Source organism: Calidithermus chliarophilus DSM 9957 (assembly GCF_000430045.1).
GTDB classification, from domain to species: Bacteria; Deinococcota; Deinococci; order Deinococcales; family Thermaceae; genus Calidithermus; species Calidithermus chliarophilus.
Genome location: NZ_KE387023.1, coordinates 1,778,555 through 1,797,760, shown reverse-complemented (window position 1 = coordinate 1,797,760; position 19,206 = coordinate 1,778,555). Strand labels below are relative to the sequence as shown.

The 19,206-nt window shown below is 68.6% G+C and carries 19 protein-coding genes; 8 read left to right on the top strand and 11 right to left on the bottom strand.

Annotated features, from left to right (window positions below; all coding sequences use genetic code 11):
- Positions 1–231 precede the first annotated feature (231 nt).
- The 5 genes from MEICH_RS0108795 (at position 232) to tatC (ending at position 4,435) form a co-directional block, all read left to right on the top strand.
- On the top strand, positions 232–867 hold the full coding sequence (locus tag MEICH_RS0108795; RefSeq protein ID WP_027892304.1) for a DUF47 domain-containing protein: 636 nt from the start codon (positions 232–234) through the stop codon (positions 865–867).
- Complete coding sequence (locus tag MEICH_RS0108790) at positions 860–1,873, top strand: inorganic phosphate transporter (protein WP_027892303.1); 1,014 nt, start codon at positions 860–862, stop codon at positions 1,871–1,873. The genes MEICH_RS0108795 and MEICH_RS0108790 overlap by 8 nt, the downstream gene beginning before the upstream one ends.
- A gap of 91 nt (positions 1,874–1,964) precedes the next feature.
- Positions 1,965–3,338, top strand: a complete 1,374-nt coding sequence (glmU, locus tag MEICH_RS0108785) for a bifunctional UDP-N-acetylglucosamine diphosphorylase/glucosamine-1-phosphate N-acetyltransferase GlmU (protein ID WP_027892302.1) — start codon at positions 1,965–1,967, stop codon at positions 3,336–3,338.
- Between the two features lie 78 nt (positions 3,339–3,416).
- Positions 3,417–3,665 carry a Sec-independent protein translocase subunit TatA/TatB gene (locus MEICH_RS0108780; RefSeq protein WP_027892301.1) on the top strand — a complete coding sequence of 83 codons (249 nt, stop codon included), beginning with the start codon at positions 3,417–3,419 and terminating at the stop codon, positions 3,663–3,665.
- Between the two features lie 17 nt (positions 3,666–3,682).
- Complete coding sequence (tatC, locus tag MEICH_RS0108775) at positions 3,683–4,435, top strand: twin-arginine translocase subunit TatC (RefSeq protein WP_027892300.1); 753 nt, start codon at positions 3,683–3,685, stop codon at positions 4,433–4,435.
- Between the two features lie 228 nt (positions 4,436–4,663).
- On the opposite strand, the gene MEICH_RS0108770 is transcribed toward tatC, so the two are convergent.
- The 11 genes from MEICH_RS0108770 to MEICH_RS0108720 form a co-directional block, all read right to left on the bottom strand.
- Positions 4,664–5,608: a ribose-phosphate diphosphokinase gene (locus MEICH_RS0108770; RefSeq protein ID WP_027892299.1), complete on the bottom strand. Its 945-nt coding sequence runs from the start codon at positions 5,606–5,608 to the stop codon at positions 4,664–4,666.
- Positions 5,609–5,788: 180 nt separating this feature from the next.
- Positions 5,789–6,532 (bottom strand): 5'-methylthioadenosine/adenosylhomocysteine nucleosidase, encoded by a 744-nt coding sequence (locus MEICH_RS0108765; protein WP_157202682.1) that lies wholly within the window; start codon positions 6,530–6,532, stop codon positions 5,789–5,791.
- A gap of 201 nt (positions 6,533–6,733) precedes the next feature.
- Positions 6,734–7,999, bottom strand: a complete 1,266-nt coding sequence (ahcY, locus tag MEICH_RS0108760; protein WP_027892297.1) for an adenosylhomocysteinase — start codon at positions 7,997–7,999, stop codon at positions 6,734–6,736.
- A 293-nt stretch (positions 8,000–8,292) separates the two neighbouring features.
- Positions 8,293–8,766, bottom strand: a complete 474-nt coding sequence (locus tag MEICH_RS0108755; protein WP_027892296.1) for an S-ribosylhomocysteine lyase — start codon at positions 8,764–8,766, stop codon at positions 8,293–8,295.
- Between the two features lie 251 nt (positions 8,767–9,017).
- A complete protein-coding gene (locus MEICH_RS0108750) occupies positions 9,018–10,499 on the bottom strand; it encodes a TrkH family potassium uptake protein (protein WP_027892295.1) in 1,482 nt (493 codons plus the stop codon).
- A 1-nt stretch (position 10,500) separates the two neighbouring features.
- A complete protein-coding gene (locus MEICH_RS0108745) occupies positions 10,501–11,982 on the bottom strand; it encodes a TrkH family potassium uptake protein (RefSeq protein ID WP_027892294.1) in 1,482 nt (493 codons plus the stop codon).
- Positions 11,957–13,300: a Trk system potassium transporter TrkA gene (trkA, locus tag MEICH_RS0108740; RefSeq protein WP_027892293.1), complete on the bottom strand. Its 1,344-nt coding sequence runs from the start codon at positions 13,298–13,300 to the stop codon at positions 11,957–11,959. The genes MEICH_RS0108745 and trkA overlap by 26 nt, the downstream gene beginning before the upstream one ends.
- Positions 13,301–13,411: 111 nt before the next feature.
- A complete protein-coding gene (rimO, locus tag MEICH_RS0108735) occupies positions 13,412–14,785 on the bottom strand; it encodes a 30S ribosomal protein S12 methylthiotransferase RimO (RefSeq protein WP_027892292.1) in 1,374 nt (457 codons plus the stop codon).
- Between the two features lie 73 nt (positions 14,786–14,858).
- Entirely contained in the window at positions 14,859–15,269 is a 411-nt protein-coding gene (locus MEICH_RS0108730; protein ID WP_027892291.1) for a PIN domain-containing protein, read from the bottom strand.
- Positions 15,269–15,514 carry a type II toxin-antitoxin system Phd/YefM family antitoxin gene (locus MEICH_RS0108725; RefSeq protein WP_027892290.1) on the bottom strand — a complete coding sequence of 82 codons (246 nt, stop codon included), beginning with the start codon at positions 15,512–15,514 and terminating at the stop codon, positions 15,269–15,271. The genes MEICH_RS0108730 and MEICH_RS0108725 overlap by 1 nt, the downstream gene beginning before the upstream one ends.
- A gap of 137 nt (positions 15,515–15,651) precedes the next feature.
- Complete coding sequence (locus MEICH_RS0108720) at positions 15,652–16,509, bottom strand: DMT family transporter (RefSeq protein ID WP_027892289.1); 858 nt, start codon at positions 16,507–16,509, stop codon at positions 15,652–15,654.
- A gap of 80 nt (positions 16,510–16,589) precedes the next feature.
- On the opposite strand from MEICH_RS0108720, the gene MEICH_RS0108715 reads away from it, so the two are divergent.
- The 3 genes from MEICH_RS0108715 to hemG form a co-directional block, all read left to right on the top strand.
- Entirely contained in the window at positions 16,590–17,384 is a 795-nt protein-coding gene (locus MEICH_RS0108715; protein WP_027892288.1) for a chlorite dismutase family protein, read from the top strand.
- Positions 17,385–17,538: 154 nt separating this feature from the next.
- Complete coding sequence (hemH, locus tag MEICH_RS0108710) at positions 17,539–18,492, top strand: ferrochelatase (RefSeq protein WP_027892287.1); 954 nt, start codon at positions 17,539–17,541, stop codon at positions 18,490–18,492.
- Positions 18,489–19,206: protoporphyrinogen oxidase (gene hemG, locus MEICH_RS24335; protein WP_036218469.1), on the top strand; the 718-nt coding region annotated here is incomplete at its 3' end. The genes hemH and hemG, both read left to right, overlap by 4 nt.

The window sequence follows — 19,206 nt, the reverse complement described above, 5'->3', positions numbered from 1 at the left end:
AGGCAGGTTTCCGGCGTATGCCGGATCGCGTACCGCGATGCCCTCGCCATGTGGAATGGCCTCCCCCTACACCCTCCGACGGCGGAGCAGGGGACACCAAACCACCCCACCGCAAACCGGCTCCTCCCCCAGCAAGCGACAGAACAATCTCGGCCTGTAACCGCCTTCCCAAAGGGCGTTTTGTCAGAGAAATGTCACTGCAGTGTCAGGAGGTGCGTAAAATGGGCCAGTATGCTCGCGCGCTTTCTGCCCAAGAATGAGCGGTTTTTTCAATACTTCCGTACGGCAGCCCAGACGGGCGACCAGATCGCGCTGGCCTTCGTGGACCTGGTGGAGAACTTCACCGACGTCGAGCGAAAAGTGCGGGCCATCCGCGAGATCGAGCACCAGGGCGACGCCATCGCCCAACAGGTCTCCGAGGCGCTGACCCAGACTTTCGTCACCCCCATCGACCGTGAAGACATCGTGCTGCTGTCAGGCCGCCTCGACGACTTCATCGACACCATCGAGGAGGCCGCCCGCCGCATGTGGCTCTACCGCATCGAACGCCCCACCGAGCACGCCCGCGCCATGGCCCGCCTCATCGCCCAGCAGGCCCGCGCCCTCGCCGAAGCGGTGCCCCTGCTCGAGGACCTGCGCTCCGCCCCCATCATGCTGCAGAAGATCGTGGCGGTGAAGCGCCTGGAGGACGAGGCCGACGCGCTGATGGACCGCGCCTCCATCGAGCTGTACGACGGCGTGAGCGACGTGCGCGAGATGATCAAGGCCATGCGCTGGGGCGAGCTCTACCAGTACCTCGAGGACGCCACCGACCGCGCGCAAGACGTAGCCAAGGCCCTCGAAGGCATCACCCTCAAACATGGTTGAGACCGCGCTCCTCGTCCTGGCGCTGGTGGTGCTGCTGGCGCTGGCCTTCGACTTCATCAACGGCTTCCACGACACCGCCAACGCCGTGGCCACCTCCATCGCCACCCGCGCCCTCTCCCCCGCCCAGGCCGTGCTCATGGCGGCCGTGTTCAACGTGCTGGGCGCGCTCTCGGGCACGGCGGTCGCCAAGACCGTGGGCAAGGGGATCATCCCCCCGGAGCTCGCCACGCAGCCTTTGGTGATCGCGGCGCTGCTGTCGGCGATCATCTGGAACCTGATCACCTGGTACTACGGCATCCCCTCGAGCTCCTCCCACGCCCTGGTCTTCTCCATCGTCGGCGCGGGCATCGCCTCGGGCGGCCTCAGCGTGATCAAGTGGGGCGAGGGGGTCGCCAAGACCCTGCAGGGGCTGGTGTTCTCGCCGGTCTTCGGCTTTTTGGGGGCCATGCTGTTGCTGTCGCTGCTGCTGTGGGCGGTCGCCCGCCAGCGGCCCTACTGGGTCAACCGCTTCTTCCTGCGGGCGCAGGTGCTATCGGCGGCCTACATGGCCTTCAGCCACGGCTCCAACGACGCGCAGAAGACCATGGGGGTCATCACCATGGCCCTGGCCGCCTACTACGGCTGGAGCGGCGACCAGTTCCACGTCCCGCTGTGGGTCATCCTCTCCGCGGCCGTCGCGATGGGGCTGGGCACCGCCATGGGCGGCTGGCGCATCATCCGCACCATCGGCTTCAAGGCGGTGGCCCTGCGCCCCATCGACGGCTTCGCCGCCGAGGTCGCGGGCGCTACGGTGATCGAGACCGCCAGCCGCCTGGGCATCCCGCTCTCGACCACCCACACCATCTCCTCGGCCATCCTGGGCGCCGGGGCGACCAAGCGGCTGTCGGCGGTGCGCTGGGGCATCGCCGGGCGCATCGTGATGGCCTGGATCTTCACCATCCCCTTCTGCGTCGCGCTGAGCTGGGTGATCTACACCCTCATGCACCTGGTCACGGGCGCCCGCTGAGCCTGGCGAACCGCCCGGGGGAGGCCGCAGGGTGCGGCCTCCCCCGATCTGCTACCCCCTGCGGGCCCAGGGGGTAGACTGAGCGACGGTTATGAAGCATGCTGTCGTGATCCTGGCCGCGGGTCTGGGCACCCGCATGAAGTCCCGACTGCCCAAGATGCTCCACCCCCTTCTGGGCAAGCCCATGGTGGCCTACGGGGTGGAGACCGCGCTGCGAAGCGGGGCCGAGAAGGTGGTCGTGGTGGTGGGGCACGGCCTCGAGCAGGTGCGCGAAGCCCTCAAGGGCTACGGGGGCCTCGAGTTCACCGTGCAGGAACAGCAGTTGGGCACCGCCCACGCCCTGATGCAGGCCAGGAGGGTTCTGGAAGGCTTCGACGGGCCGGTGGTGGTCACGCAGGGCGACACCCCGCTCACCTCGGTGGAGACCCTCACCGGGCTGGTGGAGGCCCTGGGCCACGAGGGCATGGCGCTGCTGACCATGCGGCTCGACAACCCCACCGGCTACGGCCGCATCCTGCGCGACAAGCGCGGCGAGATCGTGGCCAACATCGAGCACAAGGACGCCACGCCCGAGCAGCGCGAGATCAAGGAGATCAACGCCGGGATCTACTGCTTCGACTCCCACGTGTGGGAGGCGCTCGAGCACGTCAGCAACGACAACGCCGCCGGGGAGTACTACCTCCCCGACCTCATCCGCGTCTACCGCGAGCGCGGCCGCCGGGTGGTGGGGCTGCTGAGCGACGACCCCAGCGAGCTGCTGGGCGTGAACTCGCGGGCGCAGTTGGCCGAGGTCGAGCGCGTCCTGCTGTCGAGGCTGCGCGAGCACTGGATGACCCAGGGCGTGCGGATGATCCAGCCCGAGACCATCTACCTCGAGCCCACCGTCGAGCTCGCCCCCGACGTGACGCTGTGGCCCGGCGTGGTCCTGCGCGGCCACACCCGCATCGGCGAGGGCTGCGAGATCGGGGCCTACTGCGTGCTCACCGACATGGAGCTCGAGCCCCACGTCACCCTGCGCCCGCACGTGGTCGCCGAGAGCTCCGTGATGAAAAGCGGCTCCGACGCCGGCCCCTTCGCCCGCTTCCGCCCCGGCGTGCTCGTCGAGGAGGGCGCGCACGTGGGCAACTTCGTGGAGATGAAGAACACCCGCATGCGCCGGGGGGCCAAGGCCGGCCACGTGAGCTACCTGGGCGACACCGACATCGGCGAGGAGGCCAACATCGGCGCGGGCACCGTCGTCGCCAACTACGACGGCCAGCGCAAGCACAAGACCGTCATCGGCAAGCGGGCCTTCACCGGTTCCAACTCCACGCTCGTCGCACCCCTGGAGGTGGGCGACGGGGCCTACATCGCCGCCGGCAGCACCGTGAACAAGGCCGTCCCCGAGGACGCCTTGGCCATCGCCCGGGCCCGCCAGGAGAACAAGGAGGGCTACGTCAAGCGCCTGCGCGAGCGCCGGGGCTAGGCGGCTCGAGCCGCCTTTTGAGAGCTAAGGTTCATGCCGGCTTCAGCGCCGGGGGTAGACTGGAACGAGGAGTGAACCATGCCGATCGGAATGTCTGAGATCCTCATCATCTTGCTGGTGGCCCTGCTGCTCTTCGGCCCCCGCAAGTTGCCCGAGCTGGGGCGCAGCCTGGGCCAGTCGATCCGCGAGTTCCAGAAGGGGGCGAAGAGCATCCGCGAGGAGTTCGAGAAAGCCGCCGACGTCAAGGAGTTGCGCGAGATCAAGGAAGACCTGAGCAAGCCGCTCGAGGTCAAGCCCGAGGCCACCAAGGAAGAAGCCAAGTCCTAGGCGCTTAGGGGACCGCCATGAGAGAAGCCCCCTTGATGGAGCACCTCGAGGAGCTGCGCAGCCGCATCCTCTGGGCGCTGGTGGCCTGGGCCGTGATGACGGCGGTCGCCTTTGTCTTCCGCGTCGAGCTGCTGGCGCTGCTCGAGCGCCCCCTCGACATCTACAACGCCACCGCCAGGGTCAAAGCCGACCTCCAGGTGCTCAACATCACCGAGCCCTTCGTGACCTCCTTCAAGATCGCGGCCTTCGGCGGCCTGGCGCTGGCCCTGCCCTTCATCGTCTACCAGATCTGGGCCTTTATCGCGCCCGGCCTCTACAACCACGAGCGCCGCCTGGCGGTGCCTTTTCTGCTGGGCGCGGGCTTCAGCTTCGCGGTGGGCGTGGTCTTCGCCTACTACGTGTTCCTGCCCTACGCCGTGCCCTTCCTGCTGGGCTTTTTGGGCGACCTGGTAAAGCCCAACATCTCGCTGGGCCAGTACATGAGCCAGATCCTGGCTTTCCTAGGCGTCATGGGCATCGTCTTCGAGATGCCGGTGGTGAGCTACCTCGTAGCGCGGCTGGGGCTGCTCTCGAGCCGCTTCCTGATGCAGAACTGGCGCGTCGCCATCATCCTGCTCATCACCCTGGCCGCCGTCATCACCCCCACCGTGGACGTGTTCAACCTCGCGCTCATCAGCGTCCCGCTGTTCATTCTCTACGCCATCTCGATCCTGACGGCCCGCCTGGGCGAGCGGGGACACCTGCGGGCGGCGCAGCAGGCGGCGGGGTAGGGGTGTCGATAGTCGATGGTCGATAGCTGATAGCCCATAGCTGGGCGCGGGTCGTACGTCGTACGTCGTACGCAAGACGCCGAACGCCAAACGCAAGACGCCCCTTTTTCACCCCCCTTAGCAAGGGGGGCTGGGGGGATAAACCCTCCCCGCGCGCGGGGAGGGGTGCCCTTCACCACGAGCCACTAGCCTTTCGCTGACGGCTGAAAGCTGATAGCTGACGGCTCCTCAAATCAACGCACTCACCGACTGGTTGGTGTGGACGTTGCGGATGGCCTGGGCCAGCAGGTCGGCGGTGGAGAGGATGTTGAAGCCCATGGCGGGGGTGAGCTGGATGGTGTTGGTGAAGACCACCTCGCGGATGGCGGGGTGAGAGAGGTTTTCGTGGGCGGGCCCTACCAGCACGCCGTGGGTGGCCATGACGATGGCTTCCTGGGCCCCGGCGGCAGCCAGGGCCTCCACGCCCCGGCGGATGGTGCCGCCGGTGGAGATGATGTCGTCGATGATCAGGGGGCGCTTGCCGGCCACGTCGCCGATGACGTAGGCCACCTGGGTCTCGCGGGGGCCGATGCGGCGCTTGGCGAGGATCGCCAGCGGGAGGTTCAGGCGCTCGGAGAGGCGGCGGGCGTGCTCGGCGCGGCCGGAGTCGGGCGAGACGACCACGGCGTTGTCGGTGAGGTGGTGGTTCTCGAGGTAGCTCGCGAAGAGCTTCACCGCCGAGAGCTCGTCGACGGGGATGTTGAAGAAGCCCTGGATCTGGGGCGCGTGCAGGTCCACGGTGATGACGCGGTGGACGCCCACCTCCTGGATCAGGTCGGCGACGAGCTTGGCGCTGATGGGCTCGCGGCCTTGGGTCTGCTTGTCCTGGCGGGCGTAGCCGAAGTAGGGGATCACGGCGTTGATGCGGGCGGCGCTGCTGCGGCGCACCGCGTCGGCCATGATGAGCAGTTCCATCAGGTGGTCGTTGACGGGCGGGGCGGTGGGCTGGATGAGGTAGACGTCGGCCCCGCGCACGCTCTCCAGGAGCCGCACCCGTACTTCGCCGTCGGGGAAGCGCTCGACGAGGGCCTTGCCCAGACCCAAACCTAAGGACCGGGCCACAGCCTCGGCCAACGGGCGGTTGGCGCTGCCGCTAAAGAGCCGAATCTCGAGCCCCTCTCCGAGTTCCCACATCGAACCCACCCCCAGTGTCGAAGTCCTGTTGCTCAGTTTCTCGAGGTCGCAGCAGACGGCTTCAGCGGATCGGGGTCAGACCCCGGACTTCAAGCGGTTGCAACTCGAGTATATCGGCAGGGGGGGTGGTAAAAGCTAGGGGGCCGTCTTAAGGGAGACGGGGAGCTGGGTCCTGGTATTTCATCCTCCGGCCTGCTGCAGCACCTTGCGCACCACCTGGGCCAGGCGCTCGGAAGCCTGCTCGAGGAACATCTCGAACGACTCGTGCGCGTCGTCATCGGCCCCGTCGGAGATGGTGCGCACCAAGGCCATGGGCAGGGCGAGGTCCTTCGCGGTCCACAGCGCCGCTGCCCCCTCCATCTCGACCGCGTCGGCGGCGAAGACCTCGCGCAGGCGGGCCGCGTCGGCGGGGTGGGCCAGGAAGCGGTCGCCGCTGGCGACGCGGCCCCAGTGCACCGGGAAGCCGAGCTCGAGCGCCGCCCGGTACACCCGGGTCGAGAGGTCGATGTCGGCCCGCACGAAGCGCTCGCCCGTCGCCAGCTCACCCGGCTGGCGCCCGAAGGCCGTGATGTCCACGTCCCACTGCACCGCGTCGTGGGCTACGAGCACGTCGAGGGAGTGCAGGCGCGGGTTGAGCCCGCCCGCCACCCCCGCCCACAGGCTCCAGCGCGGGTTGAAGCGGGCCTGGGCGTAGGTCACGGCCGAGGCCGCGGCCACCTTGCCCACCCCGGTCTCGACGAGTAAAACCTCGTGGCCGCCCACCTGGCCCCGGAAGATGGGCTTAGGTCCTTGAAGCGACTCGTTCAACCCCAGCGCCTCGCGCAGCGCCCGCGCCTCTGCCCCCTCGGCGGCGAAGAGGGCCACGGTGGTCAGGGCGAGGCTGGGGAGGGGTTCGGTCTGGGCTGGGGCGGCGGTTTCGCTCACGCAGGGTAGTGTACAAAATGTCGATGGTCGATAGTCGATAGCCAAACGCAAGACGCAAAACGCAAGACGCCCCTTCTTTACCCCCCTTAACAAGGGGGGCTGGGGGGATAAACCCTCCCCGCGGGCGGGGAGGGGCGGGGTGGGATCCCCACGAGCCACAAGCTGACGGCTGACCGCTGACCGCTTATCCCTTCCTGCCGATCAGGTCCCTTCCTGCCACGAGGCCAGGTAACGTTCCTGTTCCGGCGTGAGCTTGTCGATGCGAACGCCCATGGCCTCGAGCTTGAGCCGGGCGATCTCCTGGTCGATGGCTTCGGGGACGGGGTAGACGCCCACCTCCATCTGGCCTTTGTGCTTGAGCATGTGCTCGGCAGAAAGGGCCTGGTTGGCGAAGGACATGTCCATCACGGCGCTGGGGTGGCCCTCGGCGGCGGCCAGGTTGACCAGGCGGCCTTCGGCCAGCAGGTTGATGCTGCGGCCGCCCTCCACGGTGTACTGCTCGATGAAGGGGCGGCCCACGCGCTTCTCGCGGGCGGCGGTCTCGAGCGCGGGGATGTTGATCTCGACGTTGAAGTGGCCGGAGTTGCAGATGATGGCCCCGTCCTTCATCACCGCGAAGTGCTGCGCGTCGAGCACGTTGATGTTGCCGGTGACGGTGATGAAGATGTCGCCGACGCGGGCGGCCTCGAGCATGGGCATGACCATGTAGCCGTCCATGGTGGCCTCGAGGGCCTTGAGCGGGTTGACCTCGGTCACGACGACGTGCGCCCCCATGCCGCGCGCCCTCGAGGCCACGCCCCGGCCGCACCAGCCGTAGCCCGCCACCACCACGGTCTTGCCGGCGAGCAGGATGTTGGTGGCGCGGATGATGGCGTCGAGGGTGCTCTGGCCCGTGCCGTAGCGGTTGTCGAACATGTGCTTGGTGTGGGCGTCGTTGACCGCGATCACCGGGTAGGCCAGCACCTTGTCGGCGGCCATGGCCCGCAGCCGGATCACGCCGGTGGTGGTCTCCTCGGTGCCGCCGAAGATGCCCGGCAGCAGGTCGCGGCGCTCCTTGTGGATGAGGCTCACCAGGTCGCAGCCGTCGTCCATGGTGAAGTGGGGCTCGTGGGCCAGGGTGGCCTCGAGGTGGGCGTAATAGGTCTTGGTGTCTTCGCCTTTGATGGCGTAGACCGGAATCCCGTCGTGGGCGACGAGCGAGGCCGCCACGTCGTCCTGGGTCGAGAGGGGGTTCGAGGCGCACAAGGCCACCTCGGCCCCGCCCGCCTTCAGGGCCCGCATCAGGTTGGCGGTCTCGGTGGTCACGTGCAGGCAGGCCGCGATGCGAACGCCCTCGAGCGGCTTCTCCCGCGCGAATCGCTCGGCGATCTGCCGCAACACAGGCATCTCCTGAGCCGCCCAATCGATGCGGCCCCGTCCCATCTCGGCCAAATCCAAGTCCCGAATGTCGTAATCCTTGACGGCCACAGTATCCTCCTTAGCATCCCGGTGTGGGGTGCCTCCAGTGTACCGGGTCGCAAGCATCGGACGCCGAGCGAGGAGTGCCCAACGCTGAACGCCCAACACCGAGCGCTCGAGGAAATGGGTTTGAGGCTGTCAGCCGTCAGCTCGTGACCCGTGGTTCACCCCTCCCCACCGGCATCGAGGGTCAAGGGCGTCTTGCGTTTTGCGTCTTGCGTTTTGCGTCTTGCGTTTTGCGTCTTGCGTTTTGCGTCTTGCGTTCGGCGTTCGGCGTTCGGCGTTAGGCGTCTCACCCGACGTCACACGATCTCCACCGTCTCCTGCACGATCACCCCGCGCTCGAGCACCTGCTTCGCCAGTTCGCGGGCGGTAGCAAGGTCGTGGTCGCGCCAGTTGCCGCACTCGAGCTCCGAGACGCCAGGGATCTCCGCGCCGTGGGCCGCTACGTCCTGCAGGGTGCGCTCGAAGGCTTCCTTCACCCGCTCGGGGCCGATCTCGCCCAGGGCCACCATGTAGAAGCCGGTGCGGCAGCCCATCGGGGAGATGTCCACGACGCCCTCGAGGTGGCCGCGCATGTACCCGGCGAGCAGGTGCTCGAGGGTGTGGATGGCCCCCGTGGGCATGGCCCCCTGGTTAGGCTGCACGAAGCGCAGGTCGTACTTCTCGATGCGGTCGCCCTTGGGCGTGAGCTTGACCCCGGCCAGCCGCACGTAGGGCGCGCGCACCTTGGTGTGGTCGAGGCGGAAGGATTCGACGGTCACGTATTCCGACATAGCCAAGAGTGTAGGGCCTCGAGGGGTGGAGGGGGAACCTCGAGGTCACGTTTTTGAGGGGTCGAGGGTCGATGGTCGATAGCCCATAGCCGAACGCCGAACGCGGGTCGTACGTCCTACGTCGTACGTCGTACGCAAGACGCGCTGGCCCTCGACCCTCGACGCCGGCAGGGAGGGACGGGGGGGTTCCCACGAGGCTCCTGCTCACCGCTGATGGCTGATAGCTGACGGCTGACGGCTTCCTGCTTCTTCTAGCTCCGCAGCCTGCGCCACAGCTCCGGCGTCAGCAGCAAGAACACCGGGATCAGCTCGATGCGGCCGGCCCACATCTCGAAGATGAGGATGATTTTGGAAAGGGGCTGGAGGTTGGCGAAGGAGCCCATCGGCCCGATCTCGCCCAGCCCCGGGCCCACGTTGCCGATGGCCTGGGCGGAGGCGGTGAGGCCTAGCACGTAGTCGTTCTCGAGCAGCGTCAGCGCCACGGTCGAGACGCCGAAGAGCACCACGTAGAGGGTGATGAAGCCCGCCACCGAGCGCATCACGTCCTCGCTGAGCGCCTTCGAGCCCACCCGTAAAGTCAGCACGGCCTGGGGCTGGAGCGCGCGCAACAGCTCGCGCCGGGCCAGCGCGCCGATCACCAGCCAGCGGATCACCTTGATGCCGCCCGCCCCCGAGCCCGAGCAGCCGCCCACGAACATCGCCAGCACCAGGATGGCCTGGGCCGCCGGGGCCCACAACGCGAAGTCGGCGCTGGCGTAGCCGGTGGTGGTGATCAGCGAGGTGACGTTGAAGAAGGCGTGGCGCAGCGCCTCCGACCAGCTATAGTTCATGTCCTGCTGGTGGTGGGTCATCAAAAAGGCCGCCAGGCCGAAGCCGAACGCCAGCACCACCAGGGTGTAGACCCGGAACTCGACGTTGCGCAGCAGGGGCAGCGGCTCACGCCGGAGGAATAACTGGAACTGCAGCACGAAGTTGGTGCCCGCCAGGAACATGAACAGCGTGCCGAACCACTGCGCCAGCGGGCTGTAGGCCGCGAAGCTCTGGGGGTTGGGGCTGAAGCCCGCCGCCGGGAGGGTGGTGAGCGCGTTGCAGACGGCCTCGAACCAGGGCATCCCGGCCAGGGCGTAGCAGACGGCGCAGGCCACCGTGAGGGCGACGTAAACCTTGAGCACGCTCTGCGCGGCCACCCGCAGGCGGGGGGTGAAGGGCTCCTTCTGCACCCCCGTGCTCTCGGCCATGAACAGTTGCCGCCCGGCGATCGCCAGGTGCGAGAGCACCGCCGCCAGCAGCACCAGGATGCCCACCCCGCCGAACCACTGGATGAGGCTGCGCCACAAGAACAGCCCGTAGCCCCAGGCGCCGAAGTCGGCGAGGACGGTGGCCCCGGTGGTGGTGAAGCCGGACATGGCCTCGAAGAGCGCGTCGAGGAAGGGCATCCCCCCCGAGACCCAGAAGGGCACCGCCCCCAGCAGCGGCACCAGGAGCCAGATCAAGGCGAGGGAGAACAACGCCTCGGCGCGGCTGGGCTCGCTGCGGGCATCGCCCAGGCGGCGAAAAAGCAGCCCCAACCCGATGCCCAGCACCGAACCCACCAAAAAGCCCCAGGGCGTCTCCCGCAGCAACAGCGACAACGCCTCGAGCCCCAGCATCACCAGGCCCAGCGCCAGGTAGACCACGCCCAGGAAGTAGAAGGCGAAGTCGAGGTTTTCCCGCCTCGGCGTGACCTTTCGCATATCAGCTCCGCAGCCTGCGCCAGAGTTCGGGGGTGAACAGCGAGAAGACCGCGATCAGCTCGATGCGCCCGGCCCACATCTGGAAGATCATGACCAGCTTGGACAGCGGGTGCAGGTCGCCGTAGTGGGCCATCGGCCCCACCGCCCCCAGCCCCGGCCCGATGTTGCCCACCGCCGCCGCCGAGGCGGTGAAGGCCACCACGAAGTCCTCCTCGAGCACCCCCAGCACCACCGTGCCGAGGCCGAAGAGCATCACGTAGAGGGTGATGAAGGCCGCCACCGAGCGCATGGCGTCGTCGGTGAGGCTCTTCTTGCCCACCCGCAGCGGCAGCACCGCCTGAGGGTGCAGCACCCGCATGAACTCGCGCCGCACGATGGCCCCCACCACCAGCCAGCGGATCACCTTGATGCTGCCGCCCACGCTTCCCGCGCTGCCCCCCACGAACATCAAGGAGACCAGGATGACCTGCGCCGGCACCACCCACTGCGCGAAGTCGGCGCTGGCGAAGCCGGTGCCGGTGATCAGCGAGGCGGTCTGGAAGTAGGCGTGGCGCAGGGCGGGCCCCAGGTCGTAGTCGTGGCGCAGGTAGAGGGTGAGGGCCAGCGCCAGCCCCGCCGAGAGGATGATCAGGCTATAGGCCCTGAACTCGGGGTCGCGCAGCGGCGCGCGCGGCTCGCGCCCGAAGAGCACCCGGTACTGCAGGAGCAGGTTGACCCCGGTGAGGAACATCACCACCGTCCCTACCCACTGGATGAGGGGGTTATAGTCGGCGAAGCTCTGGGGGTTAGGGCTGAAGCCGCCGGCGGGCACGGTGGAGAGGGTGTTGGCGACCGCTTCGAAGACCGGCATCCCGCACAGCAGGTAGGCCGCGAGGGTCACGGCGGTGAGGGTGAGGTAGACCCGCAGGATGGCCTCGGCGGTCTGGCGCAGCTTGGGGGTGAGCTGTTCCTTCTGCACCCCGGTGATCTCGGCGAAGAACATCTGCCGCCCGGCTACTGCCAGGTGGGGCAACACCACGATGAACAGCACCAGGATGCCCATGCCGCCGAACCACTGGATGAGGCTGCGCCACAAGAACAGCCCGTAGCCCCAGGCGCCGAAGTCGGCGAGGACGGTGGCCCCGGTGGTGGTGAAGCCGGACATGGCCTCGAAGAGCGCGTCGAGGAAGGGCATCCCCCCCGAGACCCAGAAGGGCACCGCCCCCAGCAGCGGCACCAGCAGCCACAGCGCGGCCACGGTGAAGAGGGCCTCGGCGCGGCTGGGCTCGCTGCGGGCGCTCCCCAAACGGCGCAAGAGCAGGCCAAGGCCGATGCCGAGCGCGGCCCCCACCAGGAAGCCCAGCACGTCCTCGCCGTAGAGCCCGTCCACCACGCCCAGCAGGCCCATGACGCCGCCCAGGCCCAAAAAGACCGTCCCCGTGACGTAGGTCGCCACCGGGATCGGGGAGAGGGGGGCCTCAACTGACTTTTGCCAGGACCGCATCCGTGACCTCGCGGGCCGAGAGGATGAGGATCTTGTCGCCCGGGTTGGCCCGGAGGCTGCCGTCCGGCAGGAACACCTTGCGCTCGCGCTCCACGGCCACCACCACCGAGCCCTCGGGGATGTCGAGCTCGGTCACGAGCTTGGAGCGGAAGTCGGGGGGGAGCTCGAGTTCCATCAGCTCGACGCGGTCCTCGATGAGGGCCAGGTGGTCGATGTTCTCGGGCAGCAGCCAGTCGAGCACCTCGCGCACGGCGGCCTGGCGGGGGGTCATGGGGATGTCGATGCCCACGTGCTCGAACAGGCGGCGGTTCTCGGCGCGGTTGACCCGGGTGATCACCTTGGGCACGCCCTGCTGCTTGGCGATGAGCGAGACCAGGAGGTTCTTCTCGTCGTTCTCGGTGACCGCCACCAGCACGTCGGCGCGGTCGAGGCCCTCCGACTCCAGCAGCTCGAGGTTGGTGCCGTCGCCCTCGAGCACCCACGCCCCGGGCAAGTTCTCGGCCAGCCAGGCGCAGCGCTCGGTGTTGTGGTCGATGATGGTGACCTCGAGGCGGCGCGCCAGCAGCTCCTTGGCGGTCATGTAGCCCACGTTGCCCCCGCCCACCACCATCACCCGGCGCACCCCGCGGTTGCGCTTGGAGACGAAGCAGGCCTGGATGGCGTCGAAGCCGGAGTGGGTGGTCATGAAGAACAGCCGGTCCTCGGGCTCCAAGACCAGCGCGCCGAAGCCGGAGTCGGTGGAGGCCACGAAGCGGTCGCCCCGCAGCACCCCGGCCATGAACACCCCCTCGGGCCAGTCGAGCAGGGCCATCTCCTTCTTGGCGTAGGGGCCGCCCTCCTGCACGCGGTACTCCACGAAGTGCAGGCGGCCGTTGGCCACCACCTCGGCGTCGACGGCGCCGGGCACCTGGATCACCTCGACGATCTCCTTCGCCAGCGAGCGCTGCGGCCACAGCACCTTGTCGATGCGCGTGCCCAGGATCTCGATGGCGCGGGGGTCGTTGAGGATGTCCATGTAGCTGGCCTTGCCCACGAAGCACAGCGTCTCCTTCGCGCCCAGGCCCTTGGCGAGCATGCAGGCCAGCAGGTTGACCTCGTCCCAGTTGGTCGCGGCCACGAAGACGTCGGCCATGTCCACCTTGGCCTCGCGCAGGACCTCGACGTCGGTGGCCGAGCCCACCAGCACCTGCACGTCGAGCTGCGCGAGCTTCTCGCGGGTCTCGGCCTCGCGGTCGATGACGACCACGTCGTGAACGGTGTGGAGGGCCTTGGCGATCTGGCCGCCGATCTCCCCTGCCCCAGCAATGACGATGTGCATAGCTCAGCTCCGCTGAGCGCCGAAGGCCCAACGTCCAACGCCCAACGCCAGAACAAAGGGCGTACGACGTAGGACGTAAGACTTCGGACGCTTCATCAAAACGACCTTAGCTTACAACCGGATCAGCCCGTCCGACACGCCCATCTGGGGAACGTTGGGCTTCCAGGCGACCGCGCCCACCATCTCGGCGTGCAGGTCGTAGGTCTCGGCACTCGTGACGCGCACCCGGATGATGTCGCCGATCTTCACGGTGCCGTCGGTGTCGGCGTAGACCAGCCCGTCGATGCCCGGCGCGTCGTACTTGCTGCGGCCCACCACCTGCCCGGGCAGCTCGCCGTACTCGTCGACGATGACCTCGAGCACCTGCCCCACGCGCGAGCGGTTCTTCTCGAGGCTCACCCGGCTCTGCAGCTCCATGAAGCGGGCCCTGCGCTCCTCCTTGACCTCCTCGGGGACGTGGCCTCCTAAGGCGTTGGCGTCGGCGCCCTCCACCTCGGAGTAGGTGAAGCAGCCCACCCGGTCGAGCCTGGCCTCGGCGATGAAGTCGAGGAGCAATTGGAAGTCCTCCTCGCTCTCGCCGGGGAAGCCCACGATGAAGCTCGAGCGGATGGCGAGGTCGGGGGCGATGGAGCGCCACTCCTGGATGGTCTTGAGGTGGCTCTCGGCCCCGCCGGGGCGGCGCATGGCCCGCAGGACGCGGGGGCTGGCGTGCTGGAGGGGGACGTCGAGGTAGGGCAGCAGCTTGCCCTCGGCCATCAGCGGGATCAGGTCGCGCACGTGGGGGTAGGGGTAGACGTAGTGCAGGCGCACCCAGGCCCCCAGCCCCGAGAGCTCGCGCACGAGGTCGACGAGGTGGGCCCGCACCTTCTTGCCCGCGTAGTCGGACTCGCGGTGGCGGAGGTCCACGCCGTAGGCCGAGGAGTCCTGGGCGATGACGAGGAGCTCTTTGGTGCCGGTGCTCACCAGCCGGGTGGCCTCGAAGAGCACGTCGGCGGCGTCGCGCGAGGCCTGCAGGCCGCGCAGCTTGGGGATGATGCAGAAGCTGCACTTGTGGTTGCAGCCCTCGGCGATCTTGAGGTAGGCGTAGTGGCGCGGGGTGAGCTTGACGACGGGCGGGACGAGCGCGGTGAAGGGGTTGGCGTCGGGCGGGGCGACCTGGTGCACGGCGGAGAGCACCTTGTCCACCTCGCCGGGGCCGGTGACCTCGAGCACCTGCGGGTGCGCCGCCTTGACGACCTCGGGCTTGGCCCCCAGGCAGCCCGTGACGATCACCTTGCCGTTCTCGGCCAGGGCCTCCCCGATGGCCGAGAGCGACTCCTCGACGGCCGGGGTGATGAAGCCGCAGGTGTTGACCACCACCACGTCGGCCCCGTCGTAGGTGGGGGAGGTCTCGTAGCCCTCCGCGCGCAAGCGCGAGAGGATCTGTTCGGAATCAACCAGCGCCTTGGGACAGCCCAAGCTCACGAAGCCAACCTTGCCTGCCATACGCTCCTTTGGGTCCGCCAGGGCGAACCGGCAACTTCCCGAGTATAGCAGGTACCTTCCCGGCCTCGCTGTCTCAGACCTCCGGCTCCCGCCAGTCTTCCGCCGCCAGCCCGGCGACCCGCCGATACTCCCGCACGTTCCCCGAAACCACGATCAGCCCATTCGCCAGCGCAGTTCCCGCCACCAGCACGTCATAAGCCCCGATAGGCTGGCCCTGCCGCTCGAGCGCGGCCCGGACCGCGGCGGTGGCCCGTGCCTCCGCGAGGCCGTAGGGCAAGACCTCGACCGCCTCGAAAAGGGCGGCTACGATCGGCTCCACGCTCGCCCTGCGTTCGGGCTTGCGCTGAAGCCCGAACTCGATCTCCATCGCGGTGATGCTCGAGACGGCCACCAATTCAGGAGGCGTGGCCTTGAGCCGCTCCAACACCGTCGGGTGGCGGCGGACGAAGAAGCTGATCGTGTCCGCGTCGAGGAGATAGCGCATCAGAACAGCTCCTGCGCTTCGGGGGCCTTGAGGTCGGCCCGGCTCAGCTCGAAGGCCTCGGGGTCGTAGGGACCGGAGAGCTCGATGATCACCTGCGGCCAGCTTCGTCTCCTTCTTTCCTCGTAGGGCACGAGCTGCGCGGCGGGCTTCCCTTTCCGGGCAATGACGACGGTCTCCCCCCGCTCTACTGCCTCGACGAGCCTGGAGAGCTGGGTTTTCGCTTCGTGCATGTTAACAGTCCGCATGACGGCCTCCTACTTAGCCAGTTTAGCTAAGTGGGCCTCCTGGTTCAAGAAAACCGGCGAGCACACCCGCGAATAGCCCTGGACTATCGTCCCCGACGCAGATATCCGCTATAATCCACCGACCAGTACCATCGGGGTCACTTTGGCCGCGCCACCAGCGCCCCCGCCACCAGCAGCGCCGCCCCCAGCGCGAACCCCAGCCCCAGCGACTCGCCCAGCAGGGCCCACCCGAGCAGCGCCCCCACCGCAGGCTGGGCGAAGAAGGCGATGCCGCTGAGCACCGAGCCCGCTCGAGCCACCGCGTACACCCAGAAGGTGAAGGCCACCGCCGTGGACACCACGCCCAGGTAGAGCACCCCGGCCACGATTCCCGCGGTGATCTCCCCCACCGGCTGGCGGGCGAGCTCGCCCGGCACCAGGGGCAGCAGTGCCACGCCGCCCACCGCGCTGGCCCAGGCCGAGACCAAAGCCGGGTCGTGGCGGCGCACGGTCTGGCCGCCGATGAGGCCCAGCACGCCCCAGGTTAGGGCGGCCAGGAGCAGCCAGAGGACGCCGGGCAGGTTGGCCTCGCCGCTGCCGGAGAGCACCCAGACCCCCAGCAGCGCGACCCCCAGGCCCAGCCAGGCCCGGGCCGTGACCCGCTCGAGGCCCAGCAGCGAGGCCAGCGCCACCGTGACCAAGGGCGAGGCCGTGGTGATCAGCGACCCGAGCGCCGCGCCCGCCAGGTCGGTGCCGATGAACTGCGCGGTGATGGAGAGGGCGTAGCCCACCAGCCCCATCGCCAGCACCCGGCCCCACAGCTCGCGCGGCAGGCGCCAGCCCCGGCCCAGCAGGCGCAGGTACACGAGCATCGTGACGAAGGCGACCCCCATGCGAACCGCCACCAGGGTGACGGGCGGGACGACCTCGAGCACCACCTTCGACACCACGTACATCCCGCCCCAGATCGCCGACGCCAGCACCCCGGCCAAGAGTCCACGTTGCACTTCGCTCATAAGCTCCCAAGAGTTTATCGCCGGAATTGGGACTGGGGGGGCAAATGTCGGGAGTTCGGACGTGCTACGTTAACCCGGTTATGGCAGACGAAACCGACCCGAAGCCCCAACGCCAGTACGAGGAGAAGCCCACCCGGCGCATGGTGGACTTAGACCCCGCCGGGCTCATCAGCCGCAAGGCCCCCGACCAGGCCAAGCGCCAGTTCCTCAACTACAGTTTCTACAAGCTCGACCCCGCCTTCCGCCGCCTGCCCAAGGAGGAGCTCGAGGCCGCCAAGGCCGAGTTTGCCCAGGTGTGCGAGCGCTGGGCCGAGCGCGGGGAAGGCTTCATCCTGCGCACCTACAGCTTAGTAGGGCTGCGCGCCGACGTGGACTTCATGCTCTGGCGCGCCTCCTTCGACGTGCAGGACTTCCAGGCCATGCAGCGCGAGATCAACCGCACCGTGCTCGCGGGCTACCTCACCCAGCCCTACTCCTTCCTCTCCATGCAGAAGCGCTCGATCTACGTCGACCGCTTCAACCCCGAGGGCGAGGGGGTTCACCTGCGGCCGGGCGAGGGCAGCTACCTCTTCGTCTACCCCTTCGTGAAGACTCGAGCCTGGTACAACCTCTCCCCCCAGGCCCGCCAGGGCATGATGGACGAGCACATCTACGTCTCCGCGCCCTTCACCGGGGTCACGCTCAACACCAGCTACTCCTACGGCATCGACGACCAGGAGTTCGTGGTCGCCTTTGACTCCAACTACCCCCAGGAGTTCGTCGACCTCGTGCAACGCCTGCGCTTCACCGAGGCCAGCCTCTACACCCTGCGCGACACGCCGATGTTCACCTGCGTGAAGAAGGGCATCCGCGAAGTGATGGAAGATCTGGCCTGAGAAGGTCGATGGTCGATGGCCGGAGGATGCCGAACGCCCAACGCCGAATGCCACGGGCCATAGGCCGTCGGTGTTCAGTGTTTAGCGTTTAGCTATTGGCTATTGGCTATCGGCTATCGGCATTTCCCGGATACGACCCGCAGAGGACCCAACCATGAACGTACTCCTGATGGCCTACGGAACGCCCTACCAACGCGGCGAGATCGAAGCCTACTATACCGACATCCGCCGGGGGCGCCCCCCCACGAAGGAATTGCTGGAGGAACTCGAGGAGCGCTACGAGCTCATCGGGCGCAGCCCGCTCAACGAGATCACCTACGCCCAGGCGGTGCGGCTCGAGGCCGCCCTCAACGCCACGCTGCCGCTCTACCCCGACCCGCTCGGCGCTTCGCCGGGGGCGCGGGTGCGGGGCCCGGCGCGGGTCTACCACGGCACCAAGCACTGGCACCCCTTCATCAAGGAGGCGGTGCAGGCCATGGCCGAGGACGGGGTGGAGCGGGCGGTGGGGGTGGTGGCCGCGCCGCACTACTCGGCCCGCAGCATCGCCGAGTACCAGGAGAAGGTGGAGCAGGCGCTTGAGGAGCTCGGGCGGCCCTTCGAGGTGCGCTACGTCGAGCACTACTACGACCACCCCGGCTACGTGCAGGCCGTCGCCGCGCGGGTGGGCGAGCAGGTGTGGCGGCTGGTGGACCCCCGGCGGGCCCTCTTCCTCTTCACCGCGCACTCCATCCCCGAGCGGGCCGCGCAGGACGGGCGCTACCAGCAGCAGGTGCGGGCCACCGCCGAGCTGGTGGCGCAGCGGCTGGGCCTGCAGCACTGGGGCACCGCCTGGCAGTCGGCGGGGCGCACCCCCGAGCCCTGGATCGGGCCCGACGTCAACGAGAAGCTCGAGCAGGCCGCCGGGCAGGGCTACAAGGAGGTAGTGGTGACGGCGGTGGGCTTCCCCAGCGACCACCTCGAGGTCTACTACGACCTCGACCACGAGGCCCAGGCCACCGCCCAGCGCCTGGGGCTACGCCTGCTGCGCACCCGCAGCCTCAACGCCGACCCCGACTACATCGAGGTGCTGCGGGACGTGGTGAGCCGGCGGTGGGCGGAGTTCCGATGAGCCGCCTGGTGATCGTGGGGGGCGGGATGGCCGGGCTGGCGGCGGCCTACCACGCCCGCCGGGCCGCCCCCGGCCTGGAGATCGGCCTGCTCGAGGCCGCCGGGCGGCTGGGGGGCAAGGTCAGCACCGTGGCCGAGGAGGGTTTCGTGCTCGAGGGCGGCCCCGACGCGGTGGTGCGCTACAAGCCCTGGGCCCTGGCCCTGATGAAGGAGCTGGGGCTGGAGGGGCAGGTCGTGGGCACCCTCCCCGCCCGCCCCTCGGCCCTGATCCACGACGGGGAGCGGGCGCTGCCCATCCCCGCCGGGCTGCAGATGGTGGTGCCGGGCGACCTGAGGGCCCTCGCCCTCACGCCCCTGCTCTCCCCCTTCGGCAAGGCCCGGGCGGTGCTCGACCTGCTGCTGCCCAAGGGCCCGCCGGGCGACGAGCCCTTCGGGGCCTTCATCCAGCGGCGCCTGGGGCGGCAGGTCTGGGAGCGGCTGGCCGCGCCCCTCTCGGGCGGCATCTACGGCGGCGACCCCTACTCCCTCTCCACCCTGGCGGCCTTCCCCCAGCTCAAGGCCCTCGAGCGGGAGCACGGCAGCCTGGTGCGCGGGGCGCTCAAGCAGCGCGGCCAGCGGGGCAGCCGGGAGGCGGGCCAGCTCTTCGCCTCGCTGGAGGGCGGCCTGGGGCAGTGGGTCCGGGCGCTGGAGCAGGGCCTCAGCGGCGTGGCGCTGC